14 protein-coding genes are annotated in these 13,207 nt (G+C 44.2%); 2 read left to right on the plus strand and 12 right to left on the minus strand.

Annotation, left to right across the window (positions count from 1 at the left end; all coding sequences use genetic code 11):
- Positions 1 to 107: 107 nt before the first annotated feature.
- Positions 108 to 437, minus strand: coding sequence for a bacillithiol system redox-active protein YtxJ (ytxJ, locus tag MKX97_RS16985; RefSeq protein ID WP_078818651.1), 330 nt, complete (start codon positions 435 to 437; stop codon positions 108 to 110).
- Positions 438 to 578: 141 nt separating this feature from the next.
- Here ytxJ and MKX97_RS16990 point away from each other — a divergent pair, with 141 nt between their 5' ends.
- Together MKX97_RS16990 and mscL are read left to right on the plus strand one after the other, a co-directional pair.
- Positions 579 to 1,244: a phosphatase PAP2 family protein gene (locus MKX97_RS16990; protein ID WP_221836895.1), complete on the plus strand. Its 666-nt coding sequence runs from the start codon at positions 579 to 581 to the stop codon at positions 1,242 to 1,244.
- A 27-nt stretch (positions 1,245 to 1,271) separates the two neighbouring features.
- Positions 1,272 to 1,658: a large conductance mechanosensitive channel protein MscL gene (gene mscL, locus MKX97_RS16995; RefSeq protein WP_078818653.1), complete on the plus strand. Its 387-nt coding sequence runs from the start codon at positions 1,272 to 1,274 to the stop codon at positions 1,656 to 1,658.
- A gap of 21 nt (positions 1,659 to 1,679) precedes the next feature.
- Here the strand turns inward: mscL and MKX97_RS17000 are convergent, their stop codons facing one another.
- From MKX97_RS17000 to MKX97_RS17050, 11 genes are all read right to left on the minus strand, one after another.
- Positions 1,680 to 3,587, minus strand: coding sequence for a DUF2207 domain-containing protein (locus MKX97_RS17000; protein ID WP_342536550.1), 1,908 nt, complete (start codon positions 3,585 to 3,587; stop codon positions 1,680 to 1,682).
- A gap of 392 nt (positions 3,588 to 3,979) precedes the next feature.
- Positions 3,980 to 4,675, minus strand: a complete 696-nt coding sequence (locus MKX97_RS17005) for an ABC transporter ATP-binding protein (RefSeq protein ID WP_176132615.1) — start codon at positions 4,673 to 4,675, stop codon at positions 3,980 to 3,982.
- Positions 4,665 to 5,033: a GntR family transcriptional regulator gene (locus MKX97_RS17010; protein WP_040759947.1), complete on the minus strand. Its 369-nt coding sequence runs from the start codon at positions 5,031 to 5,033 to the stop codon at positions 4,665 to 4,667. The genes MKX97_RS17005 and MKX97_RS17010 overlap by 11 nt, the downstream gene beginning before the upstream one ends.
- A 2-nt stretch (positions 5,034 to 5,035) precedes the next feature.
- Entirely contained in the window at positions 5,036 to 5,830 is a 795-nt protein-coding gene (locus MKX97_RS17015; protein ID WP_342536551.1) for a hypothetical protein, read from the minus strand.
- Positions 5,831 to 5,832: 2 nt separating this feature from the next.
- A complete protein-coding gene (locus MKX97_RS17020; RefSeq protein WP_221836906.1) occupies positions 5,833 to 6,618 on the minus strand; it encodes a hypothetical protein in 786 nt (261 codons plus the stop codon).
- Between the two features lie 126 nt (positions 6,619 to 6,744).
- Positions 6,745 to 7,224: an acyl-CoA thioesterase gene (locus tag MKX97_RS17025; protein WP_078818658.1), complete on the minus strand. Its 480-nt coding sequence runs from the start codon at positions 7,222 to 7,224 to the stop codon at positions 6,745 to 6,747.
- Positions 7,225 to 7,412: 188 nt separating this feature from the next.
- Positions 7,413 to 8,318, minus strand: a complete 906-nt coding sequence (locus MKX97_RS17030) for a C40 family peptidase (RefSeq protein WP_342536552.1) — start codon at positions 8,316 to 8,318, stop codon at positions 7,413 to 7,415.
- Positions 8,305 to 9,414, minus strand: coding sequence for a dipeptide epimerase (locus MKX97_RS17035; protein WP_078818660.1), 1,110 nt, complete (start codon positions 9,412 to 9,414; stop codon positions 8,305 to 8,307). The genes MKX97_RS17030 and MKX97_RS17035 overlap by 14 nt, the downstream gene beginning before the upstream one ends.
- The gene (locus tag MKX97_RS17040; RefSeq protein WP_342537529.1) at positions 9,415 to 10,344 is read right to left on the minus strand and encodes an LD-carboxypeptidase; all 930 of its coding nucleotides are present in this window, start codon (positions 10,342 to 10,344) and stop codon (positions 9,415 to 9,417) included. It lies immediately after the preceding gene.
- 231 nt (positions 10,345 to 10,575) lie between these two features.
- Entirely contained in the window at positions 10,576 to 12,318 is a 1,743-nt protein-coding gene (gene opp4A, locus MKX97_RS17045; RefSeq protein ID WP_342536553.1) for an oligopeptide ABC transporter substrate-binding protein, read from the minus strand.
- 14 nt (positions 12,319 to 12,332) lie between these two features.
- A complete protein-coding gene (locus MKX97_RS17050; protein WP_221836986.1) occupies positions 12,333 to 13,196 on the minus strand; it encodes an ABC transporter permease in 864 nt (287 codons plus the stop codon).
- Between the last annotated feature and the right edge of the window lie 11 nt (positions 13,197 to 13,207).

Below are 13,207 nucleotides of genomic sequence, written 5' to 3' on the forward strand. Positions count from 1 at the left end.
TGTCATGACTTTGAGATGACAAATGTCATATCGAATTTTGATAAAATCCTAATCTAAAAAGCGTACTCCTTTGTGGAGTACGCGTCCTACTTCTTTTTATCCGCCCATCAAGCATAATGCTCTTGGATCGCCTGGGTAATAGCAGGTTCTCGGATAGAATAATGGGTTGCCTGCCAAACTACATTTCCATTCTTCATCAAAAATAGTTGTGGTGATTCGTGGCGAATTTGCATATCCCGCTCGATTTCCCGAGATAGCGGCTTACTTTTTTGGACGATCAGATAATACTTGGGCAAATCTGTTTCAACACGCTGAAATGCGTCAAATGCAGCTAAACTGATTGGACAGGTAGAACTATGCTTCATTAACAGGATAGGTACTTCATTGGATTGATCAAGAAGATCATCCCATTGTTCTGTCGTAAAGATTTCATGCATATGGCAACACTCCTTTTTACTAGTATACCTCATCTCACTTCCACGGAAAAAGTGATTGAGCTCACAAATTCCGACCTATCACTGTACATTTTTTTTGCAATCCTTCACAATATAGTTACTATAGAAAGGATGTTATGGAACGTGCGTGACCTCTCACTTCGCCTATTGCTCACTTGGATTGCCAGTTTGATTTTGATGGGTTTATTTGTTTTTGTCTCTGCTGCTATTCACTTACATACGATCACTAGTTTTGATGAAGTGATTATCGCTTTCGTGCAAGGCTCTGAAGTTCCCTGGCTGACGGCCACGATGAAGGCTTTCACAACCATTGGCTCTACCGGCATCGTCGCACTCATCTCCTTCGCTAGTTTGGCGATCCTACTATGGAAGCGTCACCGCGCACAAGCTGTTTTACTAGTCGCGGTTATTGGCGGTACAGGAATTCTGAATCAAGTCCTGAAGTTCATCTTTAAACGAGAACGTCCAGAATTCCATCGTTTGATCGATATTGGGGGATACAGCTTTCCGAGCGGTCATACGATGATGGCATTTAGCTTGTATACCATCATCGCTTATATTGTTTGGCGCAACCTGCGGACTTCCTGGGGCCGTGCAGCAATTATCACAGCCGCTGCATTGATGATTATGATGATTGCGGTTAGCCGAATCTATTTAGGCGTACATTTCCCTAGTGATATTGTCGGGGGTATACTGGCAAGCGCTGTCTGGGTAATAGCTTCGATTGCCGTTTATCAACGTTTCCAACGTAAAATGCTAAGCGCTTGGAAAGAGTCCGGGGTTAATTGAATTTTGTTATAAAAGGAATGACTGTATATGTGGAAAGAGTTTAAAGAATTTGCGTTTAAAGGAAATATTTTTGATTTAGCTATAGGCGTTGTTATTGGAGCTGCTTTCAGTACGATCGTATCTTCACTTGTCGATAACATCATTGGACCGATTATCGGTATATTATCGGGTGGTCTAGATTTCTCAGGATTGAGCTTCGAATATAAAGACGCAGAGATCATGTATGGACTGTTCATTCAATCAATTATCAATTTCATGATCGTGGCGGCTTCACTCTTCTTATTCCTTCGGTTGCTCATCAAACTGAAAATAAAAAAAGAAGAACCTGTCGAGGAAGAGCCTGAAGAAAAGCCGTTAGACATTAAGGAAGAATTACTGACCGAAATTCGAGATTTATTGAAAGAGCAAAGATAAAAGAAGATGTGTAGAAGGCGGTCAATCCGCCCCTGCACCCCCACCTCCGTCACCTCCGCCTCCGCCAGAGTATACACCGCCTCCATCGTATGACGTTCCACCCGAACTGTCTGCTTGCACTTTTAGTGACGGTCCCCAATTAGAATATACAAATTGCAGCGGATCTTCAGGCAACATGAATAACGTTGCCAACGCTGTTGTCGCCGTTCCTACACCTGCTAATTGAGGCAGTTTCTTTTTAGAAGGTTTAAGCAAATAGGCTCGAATCAAAAATTGTTGCTGTTCTTCCTCTGACAATCCTTCAGGCATGCCATATTTCATCTGCCTGCGAAACTTATTCATGCTCATCTTTGCATAGAGTGCTGTCTTGGAACTAAGTATAGTCTTTGGAATTAAGTAAAATGCGATAAATGCCACTATAATAAAAATACTTAAAGCCGTTACTAACTCTCCATACTCTATAGAATTAACTAAAAATAACAACACGACGAAATAGATAATCGACGGCCATTTTTGGATCTTTTCTTTGATGCTATAGAGGGCTATGAAGAAGAAAATTGCCGGTAACACTAGGTTCCAACCCCACTCTTCATCACCTGTTACATAAAAAGCCCCAGCCGCTACAAAGCCAGTAACGATTAAAATTGAAAGCTTTAAAAGGTTTGAAAGCCGTTTGGACAATGTTCCCGAATCCACTAGTAACTCCTTAACTTCTTCATGCCATTTTCCATGTTCTACTTCAAATGCATGCTGTTTTCTCAAAGCTGCTTTGGATTCCTTACCTTCCGCAATATCGTGCAAATGAAACTGTCTTTGTGATTTCCGTATCTTAAATAACCACGTCACTAGTGTACGTTCAAACTCTGATAGTCCGCTTCTTCCCTTTAACAAATGAAATTGCAGCGACTTTGGAGGCGAGCCCGGATGGTCTAGAAAACGGTCAGCACTGTCCGCCAACTCTACATCGACCTCCCCTTTATCGACTAATGAAAACAAACCCGCCAAGAAACTGCTTCTAAACCAACTGCCGGAATGGTCTACAAAGCTGAGGTATAAAGGATCTGTCTTCATCACATAGTCGACACTTCCAAAATATCCACGGCCAGGTGAACGCATCCAGATGAAAAAAGCTGCGAACAGCCCGAGAAGGACACTTAAAACTAGGGCAATCTTTTCGAGGTTCGGAATCTGCGCAGCCTTCCAAGCCTCATGCTCTGCCTTTTGTTGTTCTTCTGCCATTACTTCTTCCAATGGAATTGGTGCCTCACCTTTATTCTGAGCTGTCATTATAGATGAAGGAAACAGCATTCGTGTCGCTGTCAGGGTATTTGCTTTAGATACAGGCGTGTAAAACTGAATTCCATTTTCATGAACAACTGGCTCTTCTCCGTTAGAGGCCTGTAAATAGCCATGAAGATTTTGTTCACTTACGCCTTCCGGCAAAATAAAGGAAATCTGCAATTGTTTCATATCAATATTATGATTTGAACCCTTTTCGAAAAGGGTTAATTGCAGATCACTGTATGTATCATATGAAACTACCGCATTTTTCATGTAATAAATATACATTACTTGAATCGTTCCATCTGTTTGTGCTATTTTCGTTACCCAATTTTCTTTGTTTAATGAAACAGGAAGTCTGTGCATCTTACTTTCATCGACAAAGCCCACTTCCGCATGACCGTCTTGTACTTCAAATGCTTTGAATCCTGAAATTTGCTGTCGATGCTCAGCTGGAAAAGCTCGTGTCAGCTTTGTAAAATCTCCGTCAAATGAATAGGTGAATAATTCATTCACCAGCATCGTGCCGTCGCGATCAATCCATCCTCGGATCTGAACTTCATCTATCGAGTACGACTTCGCTGCTACCGAACCAATCGGCAGCCCTACAACTAATAAAAATACGCATACTGCGAAAATTCTCTTCATAACAACCCCTCCGCCACCAGTCTGTTGAATTGCTTACGAACCAAGTCATGCAACAGTTTCATCCACTGGTAAAGTTAGGAGTTAAGGGGGTAGTATATGCGGAAACAACTGTCTATTTTCCCACGGAAATGATCTATGCCTACAGTCGCACAGCCGACACAGTTGTCCGGTGAACGCCATTGCAACGCACCTGCCTAGGTGATACAATAAAAGGCAGGATACTGATTAAAGGAGTGAATATTCATGTGGTTCATCTACATCATGTATGCGTTGTTCGCATTTATTCTCGGTGGAACAGTACTCGGCCTAGTTCGTACATTCAGTAGCGATAACTAAAACAAACAGCAGTGAATGAATTGGTAGTTACCATTTCATCTCCTGCTGTTTTTTGTTTATGCCCGAAAAAGAGAAACTAACCAAGAAGTCGCATCCATTCCATACACGTCGCGAATCTCGTCGATTTCCTTATGAGCCAGAATCCGTCCTTCCTTTAACACAATTAGCTCATCCAGCAGCGGTTCCACTTCTTTAATCTCATGCGTGGACATCAATACGGTTTGCCGTTCGGTATCTGTAAAGCGAATGAGACCTTTCGAGATATCTTCGCGAACCATCGGATCCAAGCCCGAAAATGGTTCATCCAATAAATAATAATCCACTTCCCGACCGAGTGTAACTGCAATTTTGACACGTCCCCGGTTTCCCTTCGACAGCGTACTGATTTTGACATCCAACGAAACTTTCAGAAAGTCTGCAATCTCTTTCGCCTTCTTTAGTTGAAAGTCTTCAAACTGCGAATCATAAAATTCAAATAACTGGCCCACTGTGAAATATGGATAAAACAAATCGGTATCTGGCATATAAGCAATTTTCGCTGCAACTCTTCTTGTAATCGTCTTTCCATCTAATGCAACCACTCCTGCATTGGGTGACAGTAAACCTGCCATCAACTTGAGCACGGTCGTTTTCCCGCTTCCATTTTCACCAACTAAGCCGATGATTTTCCCTTTTGGCAACGCAAGCGTCACTCCGTTTAGTGCGTGCTTAAAACCATAACGCTTTGAGACAGTTTGCAATTCAATCATCATTCCCACCTCTTTTCGACAGATAGTTGACCATTTCATTCGTCGTAAATCCGAGAGCCTCTACATTTTGGATAAATGACTGCACGAGCTGCTCCTTCATCTCTTCACGAAGCTCCTCAATCCGCTCTTTATTCTCTGTCACGAATGATCCCTGCCCCCTTCTTGTCTCCGTAATCTCCATTTGTTCCAATTCTTTATACACGCGCTGCATCGTATTGGCATTGACACCGACTGCAACAGCATATTCTCGAACAGATGGCAGTTTCTCTCCAGCTGCGAGTGCCCCACGAATGATGTCACCGATAATATGATCGATGAGCTGCTGGTAAATGGGTTTATCCGGAAGAAACTTCATGCTCATCTTCACAACCTCACTTTCTTCTCAAACAACCTCGATCCAGCAGCCACTAATAAATAGCTGAGAACCAAGTAAAACAACAGACTTCCTATGGAAAATACGATTCCGTTCGGCACAAATCCTGTAAAAAAATAACTTGTTTGTTCATTATAAAAAGATTCATTCGTTAATCTCAGCGGCACTAATGTACGAAGCCAGTTAAAGAAGTTGTTTATCCTGAGGACTTCCCATAAAATACTTGCAAACACGAAGAGAAACCCTGTAATTGGTACAGCAAAGAAACTTGTTCGGCACCGCAACACTTGATATACGCTCCAGAAGAAAAACCCGATAGTCATAACGAAGATCAATTTCAATGAAATTGCCAGTAAAATGCTAACCAATGCCAAAAACCCTTGCCAAGCGGAGGAAACGGTCCAATCTTCTAAGAAATAAAGTGTAACTCCTAGCAATGCTCCTCCGAAAAACAATGTAACAATTGATGTACAGGCAGCGAACAGCGACTTTGCTCCGACTAACTGCAACATAGATCTTGGAGAATGCAGCCACATTTCCAGGCTTTTCATTTCCTTCGTCAAACTTACGGACAAAATCCCAGCACCCATAAAGGTATAGAAAGCAAACCAGGTTCCACCTAGCACATATGTGTTTTCATACAATTTACCTGGAATGCCTACGAGGTTGCTGATTAATGAAGGTACCACTAAAATTACCAACACGTTCAGCAAAACAACCCATACCACCGTCCACTTCAACAAAATCCATTCTTTCTTGAACAATCCGCGCCATGTAGAATCCATTCTCATAACCTCACCTTCTTTTCAAATAGCCAAGCGGAGGAAACAAAGAGAAACGCTAGGAATCCGACTACTACAAAGATCTGCCCTGCATATAGCGCCATAGTACTTTGAGCAAAATAAAAATTTCCTACTGAGATATTTCTCGAGTCAGTATAAGTGGAAAATTGACCAAGATGAACAATCTTTTGATACAACTTGGATTCCAGTGCTGTCTGAAATAGCCACATCAAAATGAATAGAACAATCAGCCAGATGAAGAAAGCTCCCCGGCGAACATATGACTTGATCACTCGGTAGACAACTGCAAGAAATAAGCCAATCAGCATTAAACCGACTGCCCCTAAGTAAACCGAAGAGATGAAGGTATACATCATTCCGATAAACTTTGCCACCCCTACTTCTGTAATAGAAGCGTCAAAAATAGAGGCATATAGAGCAAGAGTAACGCCTGGGACAATCATGCTGACGAACCCAATGACTGAGGCAAACACCGTTTTACTTCCAAACAATTGGTAGATGGTTTGAGGAGAATGCAGCCACACATCCGGTCGTTTCCATTCTATCCATAAGCTATTCAGCAATAAAGACACCGGGACGCACACAACGATTAATGTCATCATCATCAATGAAATACCGAGCATAAATGAAATCACTAATTTGCCTTCAACTAAAAGTGACAATGCGGATGACGAAACAATGATTAACAAAATAGCTATAACCGTCGTTGCGGAAAGCCAGCCTCTCATCATCTGCCATTCCTTTTTCCATAACCCTTTCCAAGTCTTCATACTCTAATCATCTCCTTTCGTTCTAGTGTGTTAGTTACATAGTACACTATATGAAAAAAAGTAACAAGTGGTTACAAATTAAAAACGCAAGGATGGACAGAAAAACTGTTCCTTCCTTGCGTTATTTTAATGTTTCATCAAACGTCGTTGCTGCCGCAGTTCTCTTCTAGCCGGCGCTGAGTCGAAAAGACGCTTTTCGGCTTCTGTTTCCGGATAAATCGGCGCTACCGATATAGGTCGGTTCGTCTCGTCCACCGCCACCATCGTACAGAATGATTCGGTAGTTAACCTCACTTCTCCTGTCACCAAGTTCTTGGAATGGACCGATACGAACACTTCCATTGACGTGTTACCGACAGAAGTGACGATCGCTTCCAATTCAATCATATCTCCCAGCAATGCTGGCGATACAAAATCGACTGAATCGATCGATGCCGTTACAGCTGCTCTCGTACCCGCATGTTTCATCGCAGCAATCGCAGCAATTTCATCAATATGAGCAAGCACTTTCCCTCCGAAAATGGACTGAATGTGATTCGTATCAGGCGGTAATACCAGCTTACTTTGAATGGTCCTTGATTGACCCATTGATTTTGGTTCAGACATTTTGACAGCTCCCTTATGTATTCCTTTTATCAGTATACCGAAAAAAGGTTGTACTTCTCCATTAAAGAATTAATTCAATAAGAATTTCTAGGCTCTTCAGAACATATAGAAACGAACACAAAAAACCGAACGCGCTACTGAGTTCGGTTTTTCCTATATTCAAAAAGAACACTACACGCCTCGACAACTCACTTGCACACTCTGCGTACACGGCATAATTTATCGGCATAAACAGATGAAGCCAGTTGAATTTGCTCTACTGACTTTCCAGTCGACGGTGCATGAAGCATCTGTCCATTCCCAGCATACATGCCAACATGGCTCACAATGGCATCTTCCTCTTCTCTGAAGAACAATAGATCACCTTGCCGCCATTCGGTCTGATTCAGCGAAACAGGTCTCCCTGTCTTCTCCTGGTCAGATGCATCTCGTGGTAATAGGACTCCGCACGCCTTCCAAAGATTAAAGATGAAGCCTGAGCAATCAAAACCCCATGCTGACATGCCCCCCCATAAATAGGGAAGTCCTAAAAACTGTTTGCCTACAGTCAACGGTTTATCGCAAGATAATTCTTCAATCGGCTTGAACCGCTTCACATCTGCATTGCTGATCAGCTTCCAACCATGGGGTGTCCAGATATGCGTCCTGTCGGCTTGCTGTGCACCGCAAGGAAAAATTGTATTGAAAGATACACGCAAAAAAGGGTCTCCCGACTTCTCCAACACCCAAGCTTTGCGGGCAGACACGCGAACAAATTCTTCAGTGTGTACTTTTTTGGCTGCTGATAATTGTACAAGCGGCACCCAGCCAGGATAGCCGCGCGGATCTTTGCGAGACGGCTGTCGGCAAGCGATTACTTTCGCCCAATCCCCCACCACTTCATCAATTATCACCGACTCGCCATATAAAATCTGTGTTTGAATCTGACCTTTGTCACTTAAGGCTAAACGCTCTTCAAACGATAGCTGTGCTAACCACTTTTCCAACTGTACCGGGTAATTCAACGCAGGGAGATCTACGAGCCTAGGTGAATTCGGATCCGACCAAACCGTTGCTGCACTCACCGCGCACACCCACCGCTCATTCACAGGCATGTTCCTTCATCCACTGCCCCATCCGATTCGAGTCAAAACCTAATCCAGGTCCGCTGCCCAATTCAATGGCGGAACCATTGTATTGAAGACCGCCACTTTCAAAACCCTTCGACAATAAAAGCGGTGCATCTAAATCAACTCGTGTAATATTCGACTGACTCGCTGCAAAATGAGCAGCTGCTGTCACTCCTACAGCCGTCTCCATCATACTACCCATCATGCATTCGATCCCAAATGCTTGAGCCAACGCATTGATCTTCAAGGCTTCGTGGATTCCCCCCGACTTCATCAATTTGATATTCAGAACATCGACTGCACGTATCTCCAGCAATCGTCTAGCATCAACAGTTGAAAATAGTGATTCGTCCGCCATGATGGATGTCTGTGTCTGCCGCGTCACTTCCTTCAACCCTTCGATATCATATGCAGCAACCGGCTGTTCGACCAATTCAATATCCATCCCGTCGTCTTCCAACTGCTGAATCATCCGGATGGCTTCTTTCGGTTTCCAACCTTGATTGGCATCGAGACGAATGACCACATCTGCCCCAACTTTCCTGCGTATCTCCCGAACTCGCTTTCTGTCCTCCTGAAGACTTCCTGTACCGATTTTCACTTTCAATGTAGTGAAGCCTTTTGCTAAATGCTTTGCTGCCTCATGCGCCATTTCAATCGGCGTCCCAACACTGACGGTCAAATCGGTCGACAAGCTCTCGCGATATCCCCCTAACAATTGAACCAAGGGCAATTTGCATAGTTTTCCAAATAAATCATGAATCGCCAAATCAACCCCCGCTTTGGCGCTCGGATTGCCTACGAGTGCTCGATTCATGCGTTCAAATAAAATCTCGCGCTTTGTCACATCCTGCCCGATCAGCTCCGGCGCCAACACTCTTTCAACAGCATAGCGAATACTGCCAATTGAATCGCCAGTTATGACATGCGTCGGTACAGCTTCTCCCCAGCCGATCAACCCATTTTCTGCGGTCAATTTGACGATTACGGACTGCACCGTATGCACCGTCCGTAATGCTGTTACGAACGGTTTCTGAAGCGATGATTGCACCAAAAATGTTTCTACGGTGCGAATTTTCATTCATTCCACTCCCGGTAAGATAGTCAGCGTCTTTTCCTCCGCATTTAAACGTCCCTTTACACCGAGCGGGATTGCGATATTCGGTTCGCAATGCCCGATCTTAAATCCTTTAACAACCGGCTTGCCAAGCCCATCGAAGTAATGAGCGAACACTTCATCCAGCGACAGAGTTTTCTCTGGATTGGAAGGTTGTGCTTTCGCAAAATCCCCAATGATGATGCCCGCTGCTTCGCGGAGCTTTCCTGCCAAACGTAATTGATTTAACAAACGATCTACTTTATACGGCTCTTCTCCGATATCTTCAATGAAAAGCAATTTTTGGTTAGTTTTAATCTCAAACTCACTGCCGAGGCTGTTCGCAAGCTGTGTCAAATTACCACCGACTACCTCTCCTTCTGCTATTCCTCCACTCAGTGATTCTAGCGGTGAAATTTCTTCCGTGTAATGAACTTCCACAGGTTCAAATAGCTGTCCGAACATTTTCCCCGACAGTTCATGAAATTCATCCTTCGCAACACAGGAAGCGAGCATCGGACCATGAAAGGTCACAAGTCCGGAACCTTGTCGGATCACTGTATGTAAATAAGTAATATCACTGAATCCCCAAAACACCTTCGGATGCTCATGAATTAATTCCATATCGATTTGATCCGCGTAACGAGCCGAACCATACCCTCCACCCGCGCAAAAAATCCCTTTCACTTCAGGATTGCTGAACATATTATGCAAGTCGGCAAGACGCTCTTCATCAGAGCCTGCCAAATAGCCATTTACTTCGTATATAGACTTGCCCAATACATAGCGAAGTCCCAGTTGCCTGAGAAATGAAAACGATCGCTCTACATCTTCGCGCGCAACCGGGCTGGCCGGCGCCACAATCCCTATCAAATCACCTTTTACTAAACGCTTTGGACGAATCATCCTATTCATCACCCTTTCTACGTCCTACTCTATCATATTCAGAACAGGACAGAGATAATACCACAAAACGACGGTATGATACGTGGGGGATATGAGCGCAGGTGGGATGTTTAGGAGCGCGAGCAGAAGTATTATGATCGCTAAGGAAGATGGTATGAGCGAGTATGGATGAATTATGAGCGCCTGCACAGATATATGATCGCGTCTCAGGAGTTTATGATCGCCGGCCAAAAAAATTTATTACGCCGACACACCCCACTTCCACACATGACGATTTTCCGAATTTGGATCGATTGAATAATTCACCACTCGCGTATTCACACCGATCAACTCATAGCGGTACAATGTTGGCACAAGTGGGACGTCCTCCACCATCAACGCCTGCCATTCCTTATAAATTTCTCGTCGTTTCTCCGTATCAAACGCCTGTTTAGATGTGCCCGTTTCTAGCAGTGCATCATTCCTTTCGCTCGTATACCGGGAATAATTGAACAGCGCTTTGCGACCGTATAAACCGGACGGATCTGGATCGGAACCTGTGCCCCATGCTCCCTGGAAAATATCCACTTTCGGATCATCTGATTTTACTAGCTCATAAAACGCATTGAAATCGTGTAAACGGCCATCCGTCAAATCTACTTTCAAGCCGACATCCGCCCAGTTTTGTATATAGTACTTCGCGATCGGCTCAGCGACATCGCCTCCTGCCATTGACGCGAAGTGAAGAATGAATGGCTTGCCAGCAGGATCTTCACGAAAGCCATCTCCGTTCTTATCGATATACCCTGCTTCATCCAGCAAGGCCCTCGCCTTTTCAGGATCATACGGACGTCCGAGATTTTTTGCGTCATGATACGATTCAAATCCAGGTACGATGAGTGTCGTGGCAGGAAAGCGCAGATGATGATATAAATAGGTGCCGACTGACTCGTTATCCATAGCATGCCACATTGCTTGACGCACCAATTTATTGGCCAGTTTCGACTTTGGATCCATCCGGTTCTCTTTCTTTTCATCATCCCACTTGCCTATTTTGAATCCAATATAGCTATAAGCCAGATCCAAGTCACCGAGCAACTCGATATTGTCCAACTTCTTCACCGTTTCATATTGATCGGCAGGGACTTTCGCCAAATCTACGTCCCCTTTTTTAAGCGACTCCACAACAATGGCTTCGTTCACTGTTTTCAATACCACGGATTGCAGCTGAGGTCGGCCTCTCCAATAGTCCTCGTTTCGTTCCAAGAGCACCGATTCACCCGGCACGATTTTCACTATAATATAAGGACCGAACCCGATCGGTGTGATACGAATTTTCTCAGACGACTCCAGCTCCTCCATCGTCAACTCGCCCGCCGTCACATCTCCTACGTGATGTCGCGGAACTGGAACGGACCAGAATCCCGTCATAATGGAAGGAGATGCAGTTTTGAATGTCACGCTAATCGTCCGTTCATCATGTACTTGAATTCCCGAAATTTTCTTCGTTCGCCCAGCATGATAGTCATCCATACCTTCGATGTTTTCGACTGTGAACGTATAGCGCTCTCCTGCATAATCGGGATGACCTAGCAATTCATAGGCATACAGTAAATCACTTGCCAAAACCGGCTCACCATCATGCCAATAAACTCCCTCTTTAATGCGGAGCGTAATCGTTCGTTTATCATCAGACAGCTCATACGTCGCTGCTCCATCATTCGTAATCTCAAAATCACTGTCAGTGGAAAGTAAAGCTTCATCAAACCAATTCATAATTTCCGCGTCAAATGAACCGCTGTAAAAAGGCCGGCTTAGTGTACCTTCAAAAGGGTCTGAACTGACCAATGCAACAATCATCTCTCCATCCTCTATCGGCTTATCTTGATTGGATACTTCCAATGGAAATACAGGCGGTTCGGTTTCTCCTTGAACACGTGATTGTGCCTCCGAACAGCCCGCTACCACAAATATTAGCAAGATGAGCATCCACTTTTTCTGCAAGCCATTCTCCTCCTTTACGCAATTCGCTGTCTCGCATCTGAAGCTCGTTTGACTGCTTGACCGATATAATTAATACATAGCATGATCACTAAAATGAGCAGTGCAGCAGGAAGCCAAACCCACCATTTGTTTTGGACAATATCAGGGTTCTTTGCCAGCGCAATCAGTGTGCCGAGTGATGGGGTCCCAGATGGCAGACCGAATCCGAGAAACGTCAAACCTGTCTCCAGCCCGATATTCCCCGCTAACGTCAGGGTCATGTTGACGATGATCAATGAACTCAAATTCGGCAACATTTCAAAGAGCATAATTTTCCAATCTGGTGTGCCGAGTGTTTTGGAAGCATGAATATAGTCCAGCTCTCGTTCCGCCAATCCTCTCGAGCGGATAAGGCGAGCCTTGCCGAACCAAGCAAAGATGCTCATAATCAGAATGAAATTGAAGACACTGTAATTCGGTACCATCACAACAAAAACAATGATGATCATCAAAGACGGTAAAATCATTAGAAAATCAAGTACCCTACAAATGATCTGATCAACAATTCCACCATAAAAGCCGGCAATCAAGCCAATCGTCAAGCCGTACAGACTTGCCAGTAATGTGACGCAAACTCCAATCGTAAACGAATTCCGTGCACCGAGCAGCAGCTGACCAAAGACATCCCGCCCTCCGTCATCCGTCCCAAGCCAATGCACAGCAGACGGTGCCAAATAAATGCTGGATAAATCGATTCTCGTCACACGGTCTATGGAAAGAAAGAAGGGGGAGATATACGCAATCCCTACGATGCAAACGAGCACGATCAACGATACTAACGCCATCCCGTCATGTCGAATTTCCCGCCAAGCCGCAGACAGAAACGATTGATTGTTCATTTTTGCCTGTC

It is taken from the genome of Sporosarcina sp. FSL K6-3508 (genome assembly GCF_038615825.1).
In the GTDB taxonomy this organism is placed as follows: Bacteria; Bacillota; Bacilli; order Bacillales_A; family Planococcaceae; genus Sporosarcina; species Sporosarcina newyorkensis.

Coding starts and splice junctions, on each gene's coding strand:
- ytxJ (WP_078818651.1), bottom strand. CDS start 437: ATGCATGAAATCTTTACGACAGAACAATGGGATGATCTTCTTGATCAA.
- mscL (WP_078818653.1), top strand. CDS start 1,272: ATGTGGAAAGAGTTTAAAGAATTTGCGTTTAAAGGAAATATTTTTGAT.
- MKX97_RS17000 (WP_342536550.1), bottom strand. CDS start 3,587: ATGAAGAGAATTTTCGCAGTATGCGTATTTTTATTAGTTGTAGGGCTG.
- MKX97_RS17005 (WP_176132615.1), bottom strand. CDS start 4,675: ATGATGATTGAATTGCAAACTGTCTCAAAGCGTTATGGTTTTAAGCAC.
- MKX97_RS17010 (WP_040759947.1), bottom strand. CDS start 5,033: ATGAGCATGAAGTTTCTTCCGGATAAACCCATTTACCAGCAGCTCATC.
- MKX97_RS17015 (WP_342536551.1), bottom strand. CDS start 5,830: ATGGATTCTACATGGCGCGGATTGTTCAAGAAAGAATGGATTTTGTTG.
- MKX97_RS17020 (WP_221836906.1), bottom strand. CDS start 6,618: ATGAAGACTTGGAAAGGGTTATGGAAAAAGGAATGGCAGATGATGAGA.
- MKX97_RS17025 (WP_078818658.1), bottom strand. CDS start 7,224: ATGTCTGAACCAAAATCAATGGGTCAATCAAGGACCATTCAAAGTAAG.
- MKX97_RS17030 (WP_342536552.1), bottom strand. CDS start 8,318: ATGCCTGTGAATGAGCGGTGGGTGTGCGCGGTGAGTGCAGCAACGGTT.
- MKX97_RS17035 (WP_078818660.1), bottom strand. CDS start 9,414: ATGAAAATTCGCACCGTAGAAACATTTTTGGTGCAATCATCGCTTCAG.
- MKX97_RS17040 (WP_342537529.1), bottom strand. CDS start 10,344: ATGAATAGGATGATTCGTCCAAAGCGTTTAGTAAAAGGTGATTTGATA.
- MKX97_RS17050 (WP_221836986.1), bottom strand. CDS start 13,196: ATGAACAATCAATCGTTTCTGTCTGCGGCTTGGCGGGAAATTCGACAT.